Genomic DNA, 17,358 nt, shown 5'->3' with positions numbered 1-17,358 from the left:
CGTCAGCCGCGCAGCGCCGCCTCAAGGACCAGCAGACATGTCTCGCCCGGCGCCGAGGAGTCGTCGGGCAGCGCGTACAGCCGGAGCCGGCCGGCGTCGGCGACCTCGAAGTCCACGGCCCGGACGGTGACCGCGCGTCCGGCGGGGGAGCGGGCGGTGACCGCCGCGCAGTCCTGGGCGTCGACATGGCGGCTCGGCACGGGGGCCCCGCCGACGGGTTCGCCGTCCGTGGACAGCACCACGACCCGCCGGCCGCCCCAGGTCGCCGCGTGCAGCAGACCGGTCTCGGGGTCACGGGCGATGCCGCGGAGGTGGTCCGGGTACCGGAACATCTCCTCCACCTCGCCGGTCGCCGGGTCCAGGCGGTACACGATGGACCGCGAGTCGGGCCGGTCCTCGGCCACCGTGACCCACACGAACTGCCCGTCGTGGGTGAGCCCGCCCGCGTGGTAGACCGTGTCCTCGCCGAGCTCCCAGTGCCGCAGCAGCCGCCCCCGCCGGCTCATCTCGAAGAGGTGCCCACGGCCCGTGCCCGGCGTGTACGACGTCCCGTGCGGGCCGGTGACGGCCTCGGCAGGCCGCAGGATCTCGGCGCTGCTCACGAAGAAGCTGCCGTCGGCCCGGTCCATGCCCTGCGGGTGGTGGCAGGCGAAGTCCAGCGGAACCGTGTCCACGAGGACCCACTCGGCGGCTCTGGCCACGCGGGCGATGGCCTCGTCGACAGTCCGTTTCATCGAGGTGCCGCCTTCCGCCGCGGGCCCCTTCCCCCGATCATGCGGCGCGACCCCGACGGCCGCATCCCGTGCCGGACACCCGCCATGGACACACGACGGCCCGGGCCTCGCAGGAGGCCCGGGCCGCGGGGCGGAACAGGGAGCGGGGTCAGCCGGCCGGGACGGTGCGGGGTTGTTCGGGGCCGGGCTTCGGACGGGAGCCGGTCCAGGAGGGGTCGGCGGCGAGGACGGGCGTGGGGGGATGGTTCATGAGAGGACGTGCTTCCTGAGATGTGGGGAGAGAAGGAGGGAAGGTCAGTCCGGTGCCGTCGACAGCTCGGCCCAGACGACGCGGGCGGAGGATCCCTCCGGCGCGACCGTGACGCCCCAGTCGAGGCTGAGCGCGTCGACCAGGAACAGCCCGCGCCCGTTCTGCTCGTCGGGTCTGGCCTGCCGGGGCGCCGGGAGCGTGAAGCTCCCGCTCTGGTCCTCGACCTCGATACGGATCCGGTCGGGGACGGCGTGCACCCGGCATATGATCCGCCGGCCGGCCGAGTGGACGATGGAGTTGGTGACCAGTTCGGAGGTCACCAGGACCGCGTTGTCGCAGGCCTCCTCGCACACGCCCCACGAGGCCAGCAGCTCGCCCACGCTGCGGCGGGCGTTGCCCACCGCCCGTGGCGTCGGCGCCAGGTCGAACGCCAGGCTGTGCGGGGTGGGCCGGTCCCCGGAGGCGAACCGGTCGAGGCCTTGCGGCCCAGGGAGTCGACCGAGGCGTTCGCCTCCGGGTGGTCGGGGGATGCCCGTCGCGTCGGACGGGCGGTGCGGGCCCTCGGCGCCGGCCGCGAGGGCCGGTCGGGGCAGGCCGGGTATCCGGTCGTCGGGCAGTCGGTCGAGCGGCTGGGGGAGAGAGGGCGGGGCCATCGCCGTGCGCCTTTCGTCCGGCTTCGCAGCGTGGGGGGCTGAGCGGTCGCATCCGCCCCGGGCCGCTCGGGGGCAGACGACGACCCGCGCCTGGACGGCACCGGATCGCAGCTCAGTTTCCCCCAACTGGACTGCTTCGCCTGCTCCTTGGTCGGCCGGAGCAGTAGGTCCACTCTGGCATCTGCCAACATCGCCTCGCAACCGGCAAGTTGAAAATTGCAAGAAGTGAAGTGCATGCTGCTCCCGACAGGAAGTGATCGAATGAGTCCGTGGGCCGATCACGAGCGCGTGAGACGGTGACCCTGAAACCTTGTGCGAGGGGGTAGGGCGTGACCTCGGAGACCGACTGGGGCGGTGCCCCTTCCGTCCTGCGCATGATCCTCGGCCGGCAGCTGGAGGAGATGCGGACCCGGGCGGGTCTGACCTACGAGCAGGCCGGCGCCGCGATCGGTGTCAGCCACTCCACGATCCGCCGGATGGAGGCCGCCAAGGTGGCACGGCTCCGGCTGGCGGACGCCGAGAAGCTGCTGCAGGTCTACGGCGTGACGGACCGCCAGGAGGTCGACACCTTCCTGCAGTCGGTGCGTGAGGCCAACAAGCGCGGCTGGTGGCACACCTACCGCGATGTGATGCCGGACTGGTTCGCCGCGTATCTGAGCCTGGAACAGGCGGCGTTGCAGATCCGTGCCTACGAGAACGAGTTCGTGCACGGCCTGTTGCAGACCCGGGAGTACGCCGCCGCCCTGCTGGGCGCCGGCAACCCGCACGCGCCGGCCGAGGCCACCGAGCGCCGGGTGGCGCTGCGTATGCGCCGCCAGGAACTGCTCACCCGCCAGGCGCCGCCCAGGCTCTGGGTCGTGATGGACGAGACGGTGCTGCGCTGGCCGGTCGGCGGCGCCGGGGTGATGCGCGCCCAGATCGACCATCTCATCGAGATCAACCGGCTGCCCAACGTCACCCTGCAGATCATGCCGTTCGCCAACGGCCCGCACCCGGCGATGCGCGCGGGTGCGTACCACCTCTTCCGGTTCCGGGCTCCCGAACTGCCCGACATCGTCTATCTCAACGGCCTGGTGGGCGCCGTCTACCTGGACAAGAACGAGGACGTCGTGGTCTATCGCGAGGCCCTGGACCGGTTGGGCGCCCAGGCGGCGCCCGCCAGAAAGACCGAGGTGTTCCTCGGTGCGATTCGCAAGGAGCTCTGACGTGCACCACCAGATACACAACGGCATCCCGTCCCGGCAACTCGGCGCGCGCGGCTGGTCCAAGCCGTGGAGCGACGACGCCGGCGGCGCCTGCGTGGAAGTGAAGAAGCTCGCCGACGGGCGGGTGGCGGTACGCCAGTCGACCGACCCGGACGGCCCGGCGCTGGTCTTCACGCCCCGCGAGATGACCAGTTTCCTGTCCGGTGTGAAGGCGGGTGACGCCGACTTCCTGATGTGAGCCGTCTTTCCGGAACTTCCTTGCTATAGCTGATCGTTCACCCAACCCCCCACTTGTATCCCCCTGAGCACAGACCCCCGCATCCCCCCTCACCCGAATGGGAGACACGGCGTTGCCCGACAACGGATGGCCGGCCGACCGCATCGACACCGAGAACGCGCACTCCGCGCGGATCTACGACTACATCCTGGGCGGCAAGGACTACTACCCCGCCGACCAGGAGGCGGGTGACGCCATGGCCCGGGAGTGGCCCGCGCTCCCGATCCACATGCGCGCCAACCGCGACTGGATGAACCGCGCTGTGCGCTGGCTCGCCGAGGAGGCGGGGATGCGCCAGTTCCTGGACGTGGGCACCGGCATACCCACCTCCCCGAACCTCCACGAGATAGCCCAGGCCGTCTCGCCCGACTCCCGGGTCGTCTACGTGGACAACGACCCGATCGTCCTCACCCTGTCCCAGGGCCTGCTCTCCAGCACGCCCGAGGGCAGGACCGCCTACATCGAGGCGGACTTCCGCGATCTGACGGACATCTTCGACGCCCCCGAGCTGCGCGAGACCCTCGACCTCGACCAGCCGGTGGCGCTCACGGTGATCGCCATCGTGCACTTCATGCTGGACGCGGACGACGCGGTCGGCGTCGTACGGCGGCTGCTGGAACCGCTGCCCTCCGGCAGCTACCTGGCGATGTCCATCGGCACCGCCGAGTTCGCGCCCGAGGAGGTGGGCCGGGTCGCCCGCGAGTACGCGGCCCGCAACATGCCGATGCGGCTGCGCACCATCGACGAGGCCGACAAGTTCTTCGAGGGCCTGGAGCTGGTCGAGCCGGGCATCGTCCAGGTGCACAAGTGGCACCCGGACGGCAACGGCGAGGAAGGCATCCGCGACGAGGACATCGCGATGTACGGAGCGGTCGCCCGCAAGCCGTGACCCAGGGCTCCGTGCCGGGGCCCGGCTCACCTTCCCGGCCCCGGCACGGTCGTCTCACGGGTACCGTGAGGTCATGACCAGCACGCGCGTCACCCGGCGGGTGCAGGCGCCCCCGGCCGCCGTCTACCGGGCGCTGCTCGACCCGGCGGCGGTCGCCGCCTGGCGGGCACCGGACGGCATGACCGCCCGGGTCCACGCCTTCGACGCCCGGGAGGGCGGCGAGTTCCGGGTCTCCCTCGACTACGCCGACCCCGGCCGTGCCGGGAAGTCCGGCGGGCACACCGACACCTACCGGGGGCACTTCGCCCGGCTGGTCCCGGACCGCCTCGTCGTCGAGGTCATCGACTTCGAGACCGCCGACGACACCGTGCGCGGCACCATGACGATGACGACGGCCCTCACCGCGGCCGGCGGTGGCACGGACGTCGAGGTCCTGCACGAGGGCATCCCCGAAGGCGTCCGCCCCGAGGACAACGAACTGGGCACCCGGATGGCCCTCGACAACCTGGCCCGGCTCGTCGAGGGCCCCGCCTGACTCAGGCGTTCGGGTCGAACGAGATCCCGGACGGCATGGAGTACGACAGGTTGGCGTTGAACGAGCCGTCCTTGATCTTGATGGTGGCGTCGCCGAAGTCCGCGTTCATCAGCTTGTCGCGGTAGCCCGCCGGGTAGCCGTCCCAGCCCACCAGGCGCGGGTAGAACCAGCCGCCGGTCACGTTCTCCGGCGGGTCGTCGTTGGAGTTGGCGAACCGGAAGTCGTGGGTGGACACGCCGTCCTTGTGGTAGACGATCTTCGGGTGGGTGCCGTCGAACCGGATCGCCGACGCGGCCGCCACCTGGTAGCTGCTGTGCTGCGACACCGAGACGTACTGCACCTGGTTGTTCTGGATCCACACGATGACGTGTTCCCAGTCGTGCCGGTGCCCGATGGCCAGCGGCCCGAGCGTCGCCTGGTCCTTCTCGAAGTAGCTGGCGTACATCACCGCGCACCAGCCGTTGTTGCACTTCTCGCGGGAGTAGGTGTTGGCGTTGGCCAGCTGCGCGTAGTCGTGGCAGTGGCCGTTGACGTCACCCCCCAGTGCCAGACCGGGGTTGATGGTGCCGTCGGCGCCGATCGCGGCGGTGGTGTAGCAGCCGTCGCCGTCGTAGTCGTAGGCCGGGGAGAAGGTCTGTTCCAGTCCGTCGGCGTTCTGCGGGAGCAGCGTCAGGACGTCGGCGTGCGCGGTGGCGGGCACGGCGATGACCAGCGCAAGGGCACCGACGGCGGCGGCGAGGGCCCTGCGGAGCGGCCGTCTGTGGATGGGGGATTGCAGGTCGGGCATGTCGACTCCCTGTCTCTGAAAGGCGAAGCGGAGTCTGACAGTCAGCCAATGGTCGAGACCACCCTTACGACTTAATTTTGACCCAAAGACAATTGAACAGCTCGGTCAACTCCATTGCTGTCAGAGCCTGTTGACCTGCTGTGAGTAGCCCGGTTGCGCTTGCCGCGCCGCCCGGCCCGACGCCAGGCTTCTCGTCGGCTCCCCCCCACGACCCGAAAGAGAGCCCGTGAACGACAGAGACATGCCTTCGGCCGCGCTGAACCGGCGCGGCTTCCTCGGCGCCGCGGCCGCGGCCGGGCTGCTCGGCACGCTGGCCACGCCGGCCGAGGCGGCCCGGAACGCGGCCGACGCCGACCCGGTCACCACCGAGTCCGGCCGGGTCACCGGAGTCCAGGGCGGCCTGCGCGGCGTCACCGTCTACAAGGGCGTCCCGTACGCCGCCTCCACCGCCGGAGCCAACCGCTGGCGCCCGCCGCAGCCGGCCCCCTCCTGGGACGGGGTGCGCGCCGCCGACTCCTGGGGCCCGGCCTGCCCGCAGCCGGTCACGGGGATCCCCGACAGCCAGGTGCCCGAACTGGACGAGGACTGCCTGAACCTCAACATCTGGACCACGGCGACCGGTTCGGGCACCAGCCGCCCCGTCCTCGTCTGGCTCTACGGCGGCGACCGGGCCCTGTGGTCGGGCCAGGAGATGTACGACGGTTCCCTGCTCGCGTCCAAGGGCGTGGTCGTCGTGAACCCCAACTACCGTGTGGGCCCGCTCGGCGGCCTCGCCCACCCCGGACTGACCGCCGAGTCCGCGTACGGCGGCTCGGGCAACTGGGGGATCCTGGACGCCGTCGCCGCGCTGGAGTGGGTCCAGCGGAACATCGCCGCGTTCGGCGGCGACCCGGACCGGGTGACCCTGGCCGGCTGGGCGCAGGGCGCGTCCATCGTCAACATCCTGCTAGCCTCCCGGCGCGCCAAGGGCCTCTACCACCGGGCCCTGCTCTCCTCCGGCGTCCGGTACACCAAGGACCCGGCGCTGGCCCGCGGGACCGGCCGCTACCGCACGCTCGCCGACGCCGAGGCCAACGGCACCGACTTCGCCGCCCACCTGGGCGCCCAGAGCCTCGCCGAGCTGCGCGCGCTGGACGTCGGCGACCTCGTCGCCGGGGCCGCCGCCGACGCCTTTGCCGACTTCGGCCACGTCCTCGACGGACATGTCCTGCCGGACACCTACACGGCCGTGCTGGCGGCCCGCGCCGAGACCGACGTGCCCGTCCTCACCGGCGTCTGCAAGGACGCGAACGGCGCCTCGCCCGGTCTGAGGACGACCCTGGACGCGTTCCAGGCGTACGCCCGGTCCGAGTTCGGCCCGCTGGGGCTGGCCGACACCTTCCTGGAGCTGTACCCGGCGGACAGCGACACGACGGCGGCCCAGCAGTACAACGCCTACGCCCGCGACGAGGAGCGCGTCTCCGCCTTCCTGTGGGCGACCCAGTTCAAGGACACCGCCGGCAATTCCAGCGCCGTCCGCACCTACTTCTGGACCCGCGTCCCGCCCGGGTACGACGACACCAACCCGGTCATCGGCACCGCCGCGACCGGCGCCTTCCAGGGCTCCGACGTCTACTACCTGCTCGGTTACCTCTACAACACCGACCGCCCCTGGACCTCCAAGGACTACGACATCGCCGACACCACCGCCTCCTACGTCGCCCGCTTCGCCGCCACCGGCGACCCGAACGGCAGCTCCCTGACCGACTGGCCCGCCCTCTCCACGGACACCCCGCGGACCATGGAACTCGGCGCGGACTTCGGCACGGTCACGGTGGCGGACAGCGACGCGAAGCTCGCCTTCCTGACGGCCTACCTGGAGTCACAGACCAGGGAGTTCTGAAACGTCCCCGGTCCGGGCGCCGCCGTGGCCGAGTATCCCGTGGTGATGCCGGTGCACGCTCGGGGTGCGGTGCAGGGCGATCAGGGCCGCGTCGTCGTCGAGGTGGCCGCCGGCGTGGGTCAGCAGATCGCGCCGGACGTGGTGGATCAGCGCCTCGGGAGAGGCGTCGGTCCACCGCGTCACCCGGTCCTCGAGCGAATAGAAGCGGCGCCGGACGTCCCGCGCCTCGATGACCCCGTCGGTGTACAGCAGCAGGGTGTCGCCCGGCTCGAAGGAGAACACGTCCAGCGTGTGTTCCGTGTCCCGTTTCCCCTGCACGCCCAGCGGCGGCGACGGATGCAGGCTCGGGACGGTGACCGTGTGCCCGGGGCTCAGCAGCAGGGGTGGCGGATGGCCGCAGCTGGTCATCCGGGTGACCGGGTCCAGGTCCGGGATCTCGATCAGCAGGGCGGTCGCGAACCGCTCGCCCGCCTCCTCCGGCGACTCCAGGTCCGCCGCGTACCGGGTCACGCTCTGCTCCAGGACGGCGGCCAGCTCCGGCAGGGTGATGTCCCGGTGGGCGGACTCCCGGAAGGCGCTGAGCAGCAGCGCCGCCTCGCCGATCGCGGCCAGCCCCTTGCCCCGGACATCGCCGATCAGCACCCGGACCTGGCCCTCGGAACGGGTGACCGCGTACAGATCGCCGCCGATCTGGGCCTCGTCCTCCGCGGCCAGGTACAGCGAGGCGATCCGCAGCGGGCCGATCTGCTCGGGCAGCGGCCACATCAGCACGTGCTGCGCGGCCTCGGCGACCGTGCGCACCTGGGCCAGCTGGGCGCGGCGCCGCTCGCGGACCGCGCTGTACACCACCACGATCACCGAGAGCAGCGCCAGGGTGACGACCTGCACCATGTGGTTCGCGGTGGACAGCCCGCCGTGGAACACGGCGATCACCAACTGGGCGGCCACCGCGAGCGCCCCGACCAGCGCGGTGGACCGGGGGCCGGCGAACGACGGGGTGAGCGCGGGGGCGATGACCAAGGCGGGGCCCAGATGGATGTCCTCCGGCGCGCGCAGGTCCGCCACCGCGATCACCACGATGAGTGCGATCGGGAGCAGCAGCAGCGCGTGGGACGACTGCCACGACCGCCGCAGGCCCGCCGCACCGCTCCGCAGGTTCCCCATGCCACCAGCGTGCGCCACCCCCCACCGAGCGGCCACCGAGAGCGGAAACCTAGAGGTTCACGCTGTTCATCCCGGCCTCGTCGTAGCGCTCGCCCGCGGCCTTGGGCACCTCGGCGTCGATGCGGGCCAGGTCCTCCTTGGTCAGTTCGACGTCGACGGCGCCGGCGTTCTGCTCCAGGTAGGTACGCCGCTTGGTGCCCGGGATCGGGACGATGTCGTCGCCCTGGGCCAGTACCCAGGCGAGGGCCAGCTGGGCCGGGGTCACGTCCTTCTCCGCGGCGATCTCCTTCACCTTGTCGGCGAGGCGCAGGTTGGCCTCCAGGTTGTCGCCGGTGAACCGGGGGCCGGTACGGCGCCAGTCGTTCGCGTCGAGGTCGTCGGGGGAGGAGAACCGGCCGGCCAGGAAGCCACGGCCCAGCGGCGAGTACGGCACGAACCCGATGCCCAGCTCACGGCAGGTCGGGATCACCTCGTCCTCCGGGTCGCGGGTCCACAGCGAGTACTCGGTCTGCACGGCCGCGATCGGGTGCACCGCGTGGGCCCGCCGGATCGTCTCCGGGCTCGCCTCGCTCAGCCCGATGTGCCGCACCTTGCCCTCGGCGACCAGCTCGGCCATGGCGCCGACGGTCTCCTCGATCGGCACGTTCGGGTCGACGCGGTGCTGGTAATAGAGGTCGATGTAGTCGGTGCCGAGACGCCTGAGCGAGCCGTGCACCGAGCTGCGCACGTGCTCGGCCGAGCCGTCCTGGCGGCCGATGCTGCTCATGTCGCCGGGGACGGCGTCGTCCATCCGGAAGTTGAACTTCGTGGCGATCACGTACTCGTCCCGGTGCCCCCGGACCGCCCCGCCCACCAGCGTCTCGTTGGTGAGCGGCCCGTAGAGCTGTGCGGTGTCGAGGAAGGTGATGCCGAGTTCCAGCGCACGGTGGATGGTCCCCACGCCCTCGTCCTGGTCGGCGGTGCCGTAGAAGGCGGACATTCCCATGCAGCCAAGGCCGATGCTGCTCACCTGAAGGTCTCGCAGACTGCGCTGTCGCATGTCACTCCCAGCCTTTCGTTCCTGCTCGGGTTCGGCTCCGGTTCCGGGGGGCCCACGGGCCTTGTTTCCATTCAGCTGCGGAATCCGCGCGTCGGCATCCCGGCGCCGGGGCCTCGTCCGGAGGAGCGCTCTGGACGCTACGGCTTCGAGCGCACTCGATGTCAAACGGCCGCCGCGGCCGTACGCTCCCGGTCCGTGCTCCCGTCGCTGGACGTGGACCCGGATACGGTGGCCGCCGTCGATCCGTCGCCGAGCCCCCCGGGGGAGCCCGCATGCTGCTGCGCCAGCTCGAATACCTCGTCGCGCTCGCCCGAGAGCGGCACTTCGCCCGCGCGGCCGCCGCCTGTCATGTCTCGCAGCCCTCGCTGTCCGCCGCGATCCAGCGGCTCGAACACGAACTCGGCGTCCCGATCGTGCGCCGGGGCCGCCGCTACGAGGGTCTGACCCCCGAGGGCGAGGTGGTGCTGGCATGGGCGCACCGCATCCTCGCCGAGCGGGACGCGCTGCGCCAGGAGCTGTCGGCGCTGCGGGACGGCCTCACCGGCACCCTGCGCCTCGGCATCGTCCCCACCGCCGTCCCCGTCACCTCACTCCTCACCGGCCCCTTCTGTGACCGGCATCCGCACGCCCGGGTGGCCATGGAGTCCCTGTCGTCCGCCGACATACGGCGCGGCCTCGCCGAGTTCGAGCTGGACGCGGCCATGACCTACCTGGACGACGAGGAGCTGCGGCAGGTCCGCCGCTTCCCGCTCTACGAGGAGCGGTACGTCCTGCTCACCCCGGTCGGCGGCCCTCTGGGCGACGCGGTCACCGCCAGCTGGTCCCAGGCCGCCGCCCTCCCGCTGTGCCTGCTCGGGCCCCGGATGCGCAACCGGCGGATCATCGACGACTGCTTCGCCGCCGACGGCGCCGCACCCGTCCCGGCGATCGAGTCCGACAGCGTCGCCGGCCTCTACACCCACCTACCCGGCGGCCGCTGGTCCAGCGTGATCTCGCACGCCTGGCTGCACATGTTCGGCGTACCGGAGGGCCTGCGCGTGGTGCCGCTGGAGGGCCCGGCGCACGGCCCCCGGGTGGGCCTGGTCGTCGCCCGCAGCGAGCCGCAGTCCGTGCTCGCCCAGGCCCTGGTGAAGGTCGCCCGCCAGGCACGGCTGCGGGACGCGCTCGACAGCCTGCTGACCGCCCACCTGGACGGCCGCGACTGATAGCCGCGGGCTATGAGTACATAACAAAGTTCGCTTTGACCAGCGCAGTTGCCCCCGAGGATCGTGAAGGCAAGCCATCCGCAACGGAGTTGAGGAGCCGCCACCATGGCCAAGGTGCTCTGCGTCCTGTACGACGACCCGACCGACGGATACCCGAAGACCTACGCCCGCGACGACATCCCCGTCATCGACCACTACCCGGGCGGTCAGACCACCCCCACCCCCGAGGCGATCGACTTCACCCCCGGCCGTCTCCTCGGCAGCGTCTCCGGCGAACTCGGCCTGCGCTCCTTCCTGGAGAAGGCCGGCCACACCCTCGTCGTCACCTCCGACAAGGACGGCGCGGGCTCCGTCTTCGACCGTGAGCTGGCCGACGCGGACGTCGTCATCTCGCAGCCGTTCTGGCCGGCGTACCTGACCCCCGAACGCATCGCCGCCGCGCCGAACCTCAAGCTGGCGGTCACCGCCGGCATCGGCTCCGACCACGTCGACCTGGACGCCGCGATCGCGCACGGCGTGACGGTCGCCGAGGTGACGTACTGCAACAGCATCAGCGTCGCCGAGCACGTGGTGATGATGATCCTGGGGCTGGTCCGCAACTACCTGCCCTCGCACCAGGTGGTGCTCGACGGCGGCTGGAACATCGCCGACTGCGTGAGCCGGTCGTACGACCTGGAGGGCATGCACGTCGGAACCGTCGCCGCCGGCCGGATCGGGCTCGCCGTGCTGCGCCGCCTCGCCCCCTTCGACGTCAAGCTGCACTACACCGACCGGACCCGGCTGCCCGAGTCCGTCGAGCGCGAGCTGAACCTGACCTTCCACGAGAGTGCGGCCGCCATGGCCCCGCACTGCGACGTCGTCACCGTCAACGCGCCTCTGCACCCGGAGACCGAGGGCCTGTTCGGCGACGAGCTGCTGGGCACGATGAAGCGCGGCGCCTATCTCATCAACACCGCCCGGGCCCTGATCGTCGACCGGGACGCCGTCGACCGGGCGCTGCGCAGCGGGCGGCTGGCCGGCTACGCGGGCGACGTCTGGTACCCGCAGCCCGCGCCCGCCGACCACCCCTGGCGCACCATGCCGCACCAGGGGATGACCCCGCACATCTCCGGTTCCAGCCTCTCCGCGCAGGCCCGCTACGCGGCCGGCACCCGGGAGATCCTGGAGTCCTGGTTCGCCGGCCGGCCGATCCGCGACGAGTACCTGATCGTCGACGGCGGCAGGCTGGCCGGCACGGGAGCCAGGTCGTACTCCGTCAGGACCGCCTAGGAGTCGAGCCGGACCGGCAGCTCGAAGAGGTCGTTCTGGGTGACCACCGGCTTGTTGCGCAGCTCGGACGCCGGTACCGCGAGGTCCAGGCCGGGGAAGCGGTCGTACAGGGCGGGCAGCGCGACACCCGCCTCCAGCCGGGACAGCGCGGCGCCGGGGCAGACGTGCGGGCCGTGACCGAAGGAGATGTGCCGGTTCTTCGATTCCCGGGTGACGTCGAACTCCCCGGCACTCGGCCCGTGCGCCTGCTCGTCCCGGCCGATCGCGGCGTACGACACGATCAGGGCGTCGCCCGCCGGGAGCACCTTGTCGCCGACCGGCACGTCCTCGGTGGCGAAGCGGATCAGCACGTGCGAGGTCGGGGTGGACCAGCGCAGGGTCTCCTCGACCACCGCCGACCAGTCCACCTCACCGGAGAGCACCCTGGCCCGCTGGCCGGGGTGGGTGGAGAGGTTGACCACGGCGTTGACGATCAGGGAGATCGTCGTCTCGTGGCCGGCCGCCACCATCAGCTGGAGGGTGGAGACGATCTCCTCGTCCGTGAGGTGGTCGCCGTCCTCGGAGGCCAGGATCAGCGCGCTGGTCAGGTCGTCGCCGGGCTCGGCCCGCTTGGCGGCGACCGTCGCCGCCATGATCCCCGCCAGCTCGGTGAGGGTCGCGATGACCTCCGCGGGCGGGGTCTGGGTCGAGAAGAACTTCTCGAACAGCACCTTCAGGCGCGGCAGTTCGGCCTCGTCGATGCCCATCAGGTCGGCGACCACGAACATCGGCAGCGGATAGGCGAACGCCGCCTTGAGGTCCAGGGTCTCCTGGTCCGCCGGCAGGGCGTCCAGCAGGTCCTGGGTGAGCTTCTCGATCCGCTCCCGCATCTGCTCCACCCGGCGCGGGGTGAGCGCCTGCGCGACCAGCGTGCGCATCCTGCGGTGGTCGGCGCCGTCCACGGTCAGCATGGAACGGCCGGGGTTGGCCAGGCCGATCAGCGGCCAGTCCGGCGGTATCTCCCCCCGCTGCCAGGCCCCCCACACGTTGATGTCCTTGACCAGACGCGGGTCGGTGAGCAGCGCCTTGGCCTCGGCATGCCGGGTGACCGCCCAGACGGGCACCCCGCCGGGCAGCTCCACGGCGGCGAGCGGACCGGCGGCGCGCAGCCGCGCGCTCTCGCCGTCCAGGTCGGTGACGAAGGGGTCGAGGGCGATCCGGGCTTGTTCGGTACCGGTCGTCATCGTGACGTGCCTCCCAGGGCAGGGTCGGAGTACTGCGCCAATCGGTGCTGCGCCTGACCGTCGGTGTCGGATTACAGGGTGGGTACGGGCGTGAACCGGACGGGAAGCTCGGTCAGCCCCCGCAGCCAGGGCGAGGGCCGGCGGGTGAGGGAGTCGGCGGGCACCGCCAGGTCGATGTCCGGCAGCCGGTCGAGGACGACCTCGATGCCGGTCCGGGCGACCACCTCGGCGACCTCCTGGGCGGGGAACGGGCAGCGGTGCTCGCCGTGCCCGAAGGAGAAGTGCGCGCTGTTGCCACCGGTCAGCGCGGAGGCGTCGGTGCGCACCTGCGGATCGGAGTTGGCGCCCTGCAGGCCGAGGATCAGCAGGTCACCGGCGCGGATCCGGCGGCCGCCCAGCTGGGTGTCACGGGAGGCCCAGCGGCCCGCTATGTTCTGGCTGGGGGTGTCCTCCCACAGCACCTCGTTCATCGCCTCGGCGACACTGTTGCGGCCGCCGAACAGGGAGGCCGCGAACCGGTCGTCGGTGAGCATCAGGCGCAGCGAGTTGCCGATCCAGTCGGCGGTCGGCTGGTGCCCGGCCGCCATCATGACCATCAGGTCCTGGGAGATCTCCTCGTCGGTGAACCCGCTCTTGTCCTGGAGCATCCGCGACACCACGTCGTCGGCCGGGTCCGCCTTCCGGTCGGCCAGCAACTGCGCCATGGACGAGCCCAGATGCTGCTGTCCGGCGATCGCCCGCTCGCGCCCGTCGATCATGTCGTTGAGCGCGGTGACCAGGCCGGGGCCCTCCTCGTCGGGGAAGCCGTACAGCCGCGCCAGCACCCGCACCGGCAGCAGCATCGCGTACTGGCCGACCAGGTCCGCCTCGCCGCTGGTGCACAGCCCGTCGATCAGCTCGTCCGCGAACCGCTCGGCGTGGCCCCGCAGTTCGAAGGGGTCGACGGCCTCCAGCGCGTCGCTGATCATCCCGGCGCGCTCGCGGTGCCGCTCGCCGACGGTGTACAGGATCGACGGCTGCTTGCGGCCGATCATCGGCAGCAGCGGCCAGTCGTCGGGGATCGTGTCCCACTGGTTCCACAGGTCGGAGTCCCGGCTGAACAGCACCGGATCCCCGGTCACCTGGTGCAGCTCGCGGTAGCCGACGACCAGCCAGGCGGGCACGTCCCCGTCGAGCACGACGGGGGTGACGGCGCCGTGGTCGCGCCGCATCTCGCGGTACAGACGCGCCGGTTCGGTCTGGAACCGGGGGCCGCCGAGCGGCACGGCTTCGGGGATCACACGAACTCCTGTCGGGGCAGGTCCGCCGGTGCCGAGGGGTCGGCGTACCGGTTCTTGACGTGCTGGACCAGCTGGATGAGCACCTGCTTGCCGGACTCCCGGGACCGGGCGTCACAGGTGACCAGCGGGATGTGCGGGTCCAGGTCGAGCGCGTGCCGGACGTCCTCGGGCGTGTGCACGGGACCGCCGAAGTCGTTGCAGGCCACGATGAACGGGGTGCCGTGCTTCTCCAGCCGGTCGATGGCGTACCAGGAGTCGTCGATCCGCCGGGTGTCCACGAGCACGACCGCGCCGAGGGTGCCGGAGAACAGCCGGTCCCACAGGAACCAGAACCGCTCCTGGCCCGGCGCCCCGAACAGGTACAGCACGTTGCGGGCGTCCAGCGTGATCCGGCCGAAGTCGAAGGCGACGGTGGTGGCCGACTTGCCGCGCACCTCGCGGATGTCGTCGACCTCCTCGCCGGCCTGGGTCATCGTCTCCTCGGTGTTGAGGGGACGTATCTCGCTGACGGAACGGACCAGGGTGGTCTTGCCGACGCCGAAACCGCCCACGACCACGATCTTGAAACCGTGGTCGGCGGAGGCACCCAACGGGGTGCGCGTGTCAGAGGTTGCGGAGTCCAACGAGCACCTGCTCCAGGATGTCGGGGTCGGTGATGGCAGGCCGGTACGGATGGCGGGCGCTGACCCGGCCGGCCGCCTGCAGGTCGCACAGCAGGACCTTGGTGATACTCACCGGCAGCTTCAGCTCCGCGGCGATCTCCACCACGGAGGTCGGGAACTCGGCCAGCCGCAGGATCGCCGCGTGTTCCGACTGCATCCCGGGGGTCGGCTCCGACTCGGCGACGACCAGCGTGACCAGGTCGAAGGGACTGTCCGGCCCGGTGCTGCTGCGGCCGCCGGTGATGGTGTACAGGCGGTCGGGCGCGTCGTCCCTGCCGGGCCGGCTCATGACGTACGGGGCTGCGCGGTCAGGTGTTCGCCGAGCTGCTCGACCAGTTCGCTCATGTTGTGCCCGACCAGCCCCGGGTCCGCGTCCTCGCTGGTCACCACGGCCAGATGGGCGCCGTCGCCGGCCTCCACGATGAACAGCACGCCCCCGTAGAACTCGGTCATCGCCGACCGCACGCCACCGCTGCCGTCGCCGAACTCGACGGACGCCCCGTGCGACAGCGACTGGATGCCGGCGGCGATCGCCGCGAGCTGGTCGGCCTGGTCGACGGAGAGCTCCGGGGTACGGCAGAGCTTCAGGCCGTCGCGGGAGAGCACCAGGGCGTGCCGCGCGCCGGGGGTGCGCTCCAGAAGGCCCTCGATGAGCCAGGTGAGCTTGTCGTCGGCGGTGGTCCTGCCGGTCATGGAGTGGTGTCGCCTTCCGGGTGCGCGTGCGGGTGGGACGTGGGCTCGGGACCGGACTCCGCGTGGGGTGCGGAGACCGGATCGTGCGCCGGGGCGGGGGTGTAGGGGGCGGCGTCGGCCTCGGCGGCGCCGGGCGCGTCGGAGGGCTCCGCGGCGTCGGACGCGTCGGAGGGCTCCGCGGCGTCGGACGCGGCCGGGCGGACGGCCTGCCGGAAGCTGTTGAAGCGGGTGGCGCGGACCCGGGCGTCCTCGGCCGCGGGCACCGGGCGCGGCTCCGCCGGCTGGGGCGCCGACCGGCGCTCGGCCTCGGCGAGGGTCCGGCCGCGGCGCCGCCTGGGCAGCCCGGTGGGCCCTTCCTCGTCCTCGTCGGGCTCCGCGGACTCGTGCACGGGTACCGGGTCCGGCGGGGCCGGCACCGGTTCGACCGGCTCCGGCTGCTTGGGCAGCGCGGGTTCGTCGGCGACCGGGCGGGTCAGCAGGTCCTGCGGGACCAGCATCAGCACCCCGGTGCCGCCGCGCGCCGACGGCCGGAACGACACCTTCAGACCGTGCTTGCCGGCGAGCCGGCCGACCACCGCCAGCCCGAGCCGGGTACCGGTGAGGCCGCCGAGCTCGGTGGTGTCACCGGCGACCGCCCGCTCGGCGCGGCGCAGCTGCACATCGCCCATCACCAGCCCGCTGTCCTCCACGGACACGATGACCCCGGCCGGCACCTCCTCCACGTAGACGTGGACCTCGGCCGTCGGGGGCGAGAAGGTGGCCGCGTTGTCGAGCAGTTCGGCGAGCGCGTGCATGACACCCTCGGCCGCGTGGCCGGTGACGGCCGTCTCGCTCACCGAGTGCACCCGCACCCGGCGGTAGCCGCTGATGCGTCCCATCGCACCGCGCAGGATGGACTCCATGCTGATCGGACGCGCCCAGCGGCGACCGGAGCGCGCCCCGGTCAGGACGGCGATGGAGTCGGCGATCCGGCCCGCCTGGGCGGTGCGGTGGTCGAGGTGCAGCAGGTCGGCGAGCACCTCCTCGTCGGTGTGCCGCTCCTCCATGGCCCGCAGGTCGGCGAGGGTGGCGGTGGCCAGGGCCTGCATCCGGCCGGCCGCGTTGCCCGCCGCGGCGATCGCGGCGGCCCGCTCCCGGGAGGCCTGCTCCAGGTCGGCGGCGAGCCGGCCGTTCTCCTGCCGGTACCAGTCCAGCTCCTGGTTGCTGCCCTCGTGGATCCGCACCCGCTCCTGTTCGAAGGAGTCGGCGAACTCACTGCGCTGCTGGGCCAGTTCGTCGATCAGCCGCTGCTGCTCCTGGCGTGCCTCCTCGGTCGTGCGGGCCTGTTGCTGGAGAAGCCGTCCGATGTCCTGGCTCACCGTCTCCAGCCGACGCCGGGCCCGCCGGGCGGCCCGTGCCGCGTGGACGGCCCAGGTCAAGGCGGCGCACAGCACCAGCGCGGCCGCACTGGCCCCCAGGGCGAGGGGGGTGCGGACCGAGGCCGGCGCGGCGGTCACCGCGGCGACGACCACGAGGGCCGACACCACCGCGGTCAGCGCGAGGGTCGGGACAAGCGTACGGAAGGCAGGTCGATCGCCGGGATGCGTGGGCGCGGTCATCGGTCCGGTCTGG

General features: G+C 71.9%; 18 protein-coding genes. 7 read left to right on the top strand and 11 right to left on the bottom strand.

What is annotated here, in order from left to right; genetic code table 11:
• Positions 1–2 precede the first annotated feature (2 nt).
• On the bottom strand, positions 3–734 hold the full coding sequence (locus ACGFZQ_RS35765) for a DUF6454 family protein (protein ID WP_393843843.1): 732 nt from the start codon (positions 732–734) through the stop codon (positions 3–5).
• Positions 735–1,028: 294 nt separating this feature from the next.
• A complete protein-coding gene (locus ACGFZQ_RS35760) occupies positions 1,029–1,637 on the bottom strand; it encodes an ATP-binding protein (RefSeq protein ID WP_393843842.1) in 609 nt (202 codons plus the stop codon).
• 329 nt (positions 1,638–1,966) lie between these two features.
• On the opposite strand from ACGFZQ_RS35760, the gene ACGFZQ_RS35755 reads away from it, so the two are divergent.
• From ACGFZQ_RS35755 to ACGFZQ_RS35740, 4 genes are all read left to right on the top strand, one after another.
• Positions 1,967–2,842: a helix-turn-helix domain-containing protein gene (locus ACGFZQ_RS35755; RefSeq protein WP_393843841.1), complete on the top strand. Its 876-nt coding sequence runs from the start codon at positions 1,967–1,969 to the stop codon at positions 2,840–2,842.
• Position 2,843: 1 nt separating this feature from the next.
• Positions 2,844–3,080, top strand: a complete 237-nt coding sequence (locus tag ACGFZQ_RS35750; RefSeq protein ID WP_351696756.1) for a DUF397 domain-containing protein — start codon at positions 2,844–2,846, stop codon at positions 3,078–3,080.
• Positions 3,081–3,192: 112 nt separating this feature from the next.
• Positions 3,193–4,008: an SAM-dependent methyltransferase gene (locus ACGFZQ_RS35745; protein WP_351734262.1), complete on the top strand. Its 816-nt coding sequence runs from the start codon at positions 3,193–3,195 to the stop codon at positions 4,006–4,008.
• Positions 4,009–4,081: 73 nt separating this feature from the next.
• Positions 4,082–4,543: an SRPBCC domain-containing protein gene (locus ACGFZQ_RS35740; RefSeq protein ID WP_351734264.1), complete on the top strand. Its 462-nt coding sequence runs from the start codon at positions 4,082–4,084 to the stop codon at positions 4,541–4,543.
• 1 nt (position 4,544) lies between these two features.
• On the opposite strand, the gene ACGFZQ_RS35735 is transcribed toward ACGFZQ_RS35740, so the two are convergent.
• Entirely contained in the window at positions 4,545–5,330 is a 786-nt protein-coding gene (locus ACGFZQ_RS35735; protein WP_393843840.1) for an NPP1 family protein, read from the bottom strand.
• A 226-nt stretch (positions 5,331–5,556) separates the two neighbouring features.
• Between ACGFZQ_RS35735 and ACGFZQ_RS35730 the strand changes: the two genes are divergently transcribed.
• Complete coding sequence (locus tag ACGFZQ_RS35730; RefSeq protein WP_393843839.1) at positions 5,557–7,212, top strand: carboxylesterase/lipase family protein; 1,656 nt, start codon at positions 5,557–5,559, stop codon at positions 7,210–7,212.
• Here the strand turns inward: ACGFZQ_RS35730 and ACGFZQ_RS35725 are convergent.
• Both ACGFZQ_RS35725 and ACGFZQ_RS35720 read right to left on the bottom strand, forming a co-directional pair.
• Positions 7,192–8,376: a PP2C family protein-serine/threonine phosphatase gene (locus ACGFZQ_RS35725; RefSeq protein WP_393843838.1), complete on the bottom strand. Its 1,185-nt coding sequence runs from the start codon at positions 8,374–8,376 to the stop codon at positions 7,192–7,194. The two genes, ACGFZQ_RS35730 and ACGFZQ_RS35725, sit on opposite strands and share 21 nt — an antisense overlap.
• Positions 8,377–8,425: 49 nt before the next feature.
• Positions 8,426–9,415 (bottom strand): aldo/keto reductase, encoded by a 990-nt coding sequence (locus tag ACGFZQ_RS35720; RefSeq protein ID WP_393843837.1) that lies wholly within the window; start codon positions 9,413–9,415, stop codon positions 8,426–8,428.
• A gap of 272 nt (positions 9,416–9,687) precedes the next feature.
• On the opposite strand from ACGFZQ_RS35720, the gene ACGFZQ_RS35715 reads away from it, so the two are divergent.
• Both ACGFZQ_RS35715 and ACGFZQ_RS35710 read left to right on the top strand, forming a co-directional pair.
• On the top strand, positions 9,688–10,620 hold the full coding sequence (locus tag ACGFZQ_RS35715; protein ID WP_393843836.1) for a LysR family transcriptional regulator: 933 nt from the start codon (positions 9,688–9,690) through the stop codon (positions 10,618–10,620).
• A gap of 105 nt (positions 10,621–10,725) precedes the next feature.
• The gene (locus tag ACGFZQ_RS35710; protein ID WP_393843835.1) at positions 10,726–11,889 is read left to right on the top strand and encodes an NAD-dependent formate dehydrogenase; all 1,164 of its coding nucleotides are present in this window, start codon (positions 10,726–10,728) and stop codon (positions 11,887–11,889) included.
• Here the strand turns inward: ACGFZQ_RS35710 and ACGFZQ_RS35705 are convergent.
• From ACGFZQ_RS35705 to ACGFZQ_RS35680, 6 genes are all read right to left on the bottom strand, one after another.
• Complete coding sequence (locus ACGFZQ_RS35705; protein WP_393843834.1) at positions 11,886–13,112, bottom strand: cytochrome P450; 1,227 nt, start codon at positions 13,110–13,112, stop codon at positions 11,886–11,888. The genes ACGFZQ_RS35710 and ACGFZQ_RS35705 overlap by 4 nt on opposite strands.
• A 71-nt stretch (positions 13,113–13,183) precedes the next feature.
• Positions 13,184–14,392, bottom strand: coding sequence for a cytochrome P450 (locus ACGFZQ_RS35700; protein ID WP_351734278.1), 1,209 nt, complete (start codon positions 14,390–14,392; stop codon positions 13,184–13,186).
• Positions 14,389–15,015, bottom strand: a complete 627-nt coding sequence (locus ACGFZQ_RS35695) for an ATP/GTP-binding protein (protein WP_382544208.1) — start codon at positions 15,013–15,015, stop codon at positions 14,389–14,391. The genes ACGFZQ_RS35700 and ACGFZQ_RS35695 overlap by 4 nt, the downstream gene beginning before the upstream one ends.
• A complete protein-coding gene (locus tag ACGFZQ_RS35690) occupies positions 14,996–15,343 on the bottom strand; it encodes a DUF742 domain-containing protein (RefSeq protein ID WP_351696726.1) in 348 nt (115 codons plus the stop codon). The genes ACGFZQ_RS35695 and ACGFZQ_RS35690 overlap by 20 nt, the downstream gene beginning before the upstream one ends.
• Entirely contained in the window at positions 15,340–15,747 is a 408-nt protein-coding gene (locus ACGFZQ_RS35685; protein ID WP_351734280.1) for a roadblock/LC7 domain-containing protein, read from the bottom strand. The genes ACGFZQ_RS35690 and ACGFZQ_RS35685 overlap by 4 nt, the downstream gene beginning before the upstream one ends.
• Positions 15,744–17,345 (bottom strand): ATP-binding protein, encoded by a 1,602-nt coding sequence (locus ACGFZQ_RS35680; protein WP_393843833.1) that lies wholly within the window; start codon positions 17,343–17,345, stop codon positions 15,744–15,746. The genes ACGFZQ_RS35685 and ACGFZQ_RS35680 overlap by 4 nt, the downstream gene beginning before the upstream one ends.
• Between the last annotated feature and the right edge of the window lie 13 nt (positions 17,346–17,358).

Source organism: Streptomyces sp. NPDC048254 (assembly GCF_043201895.1).
Classification (GTDB): domain Bacteria; phylum Actinomycetota; class Actinomycetes; order Streptomycetales; family Streptomycetaceae; genus Streptomyces.
This window is presented reverse-complemented; position numbering and strand designations above follow the sequence as displayed.

Bases quoted from the DNA above. Each gene is read 5' to 3' on its own strand.
- ACGFZQ_RS35765 (WP_393843843.1), bottom strand. From the start codon at position 734: ATGAAACGGACTGTCGACGAGGCCATCGCCCGCGTGGCCAGAGCCGCC.
- ACGFZQ_RS35690 (WP_351696726.1), bottom strand. From the start codon at position 15,343: ATGAGCCGGCCCGGCAGGGACGACGCGCCCGACCGCCTGTACACCATC.
- ACGFZQ_RS35725 (WP_393843838.1), bottom strand. From the start codon at position 8,376: ATGGGGAACCTGCGGAGCGGTGCGGCGGGCCTGCGGCGGTCGTGGCAG.
- ACGFZQ_RS35720 (WP_393843837.1), bottom strand. From the start codon at position 9,415: ATGCGACAGCGCAGTCTGCGAGACCTTCAGGTGAGCAGCATCGGCCTT.
- ACGFZQ_RS35760 (WP_393843842.1), bottom strand. From the start codon at position 1,637: ATGGCCCCGCCCTCTCTCCCCCAGCCGCTCGACCGACTGCCCGACGAC.
- ACGFZQ_RS35715 (WP_393843836.1), top strand. From the start codon at position 9,688: ATGCTGCTGCGCCAGCTCGAATACCTCGTCGCGCTCGCCCGAGAGCGG.
- ACGFZQ_RS35710 (WP_393843835.1), top strand. From the start codon at position 10,726: ATGGCCAAGGTGCTCTGCGTCCTGTACGACGACCCGACCGACGGATAC.
- ACGFZQ_RS35680 (WP_393843833.1), bottom strand. From the start codon at position 17,345: ATGACCGCGCCCACGCATCCCGGCGATCGACCTGCCTTCCGTACGCTT.
- ACGFZQ_RS35740 (WP_351734264.1), top strand. From the start codon at position 4,082: ATGACCAGCACGCGCGTCACCCGGCGGGTGCAGGCGCCCCCGGCCGCC.
- ACGFZQ_RS35705 (WP_393843834.1), bottom strand. From the start codon at position 13,112: ATGACGACCGGTACCGAACAAGCCCGGATCGCCCTCGACCCCTTCGTC.
- ACGFZQ_RS35735 (WP_393843840.1), bottom strand. From the start codon at position 5,330: ATGCCCGACCTGCAATCCCCCATCCACAGACGGCCGCTCCGCAGGGCC.
- ACGFZQ_RS35685 (WP_351734280.1), bottom strand. From the start codon at position 15,747: ATGACCGGCAGGACCACCGCCGACGACAAGCTCACCTGGCTCATCGAG.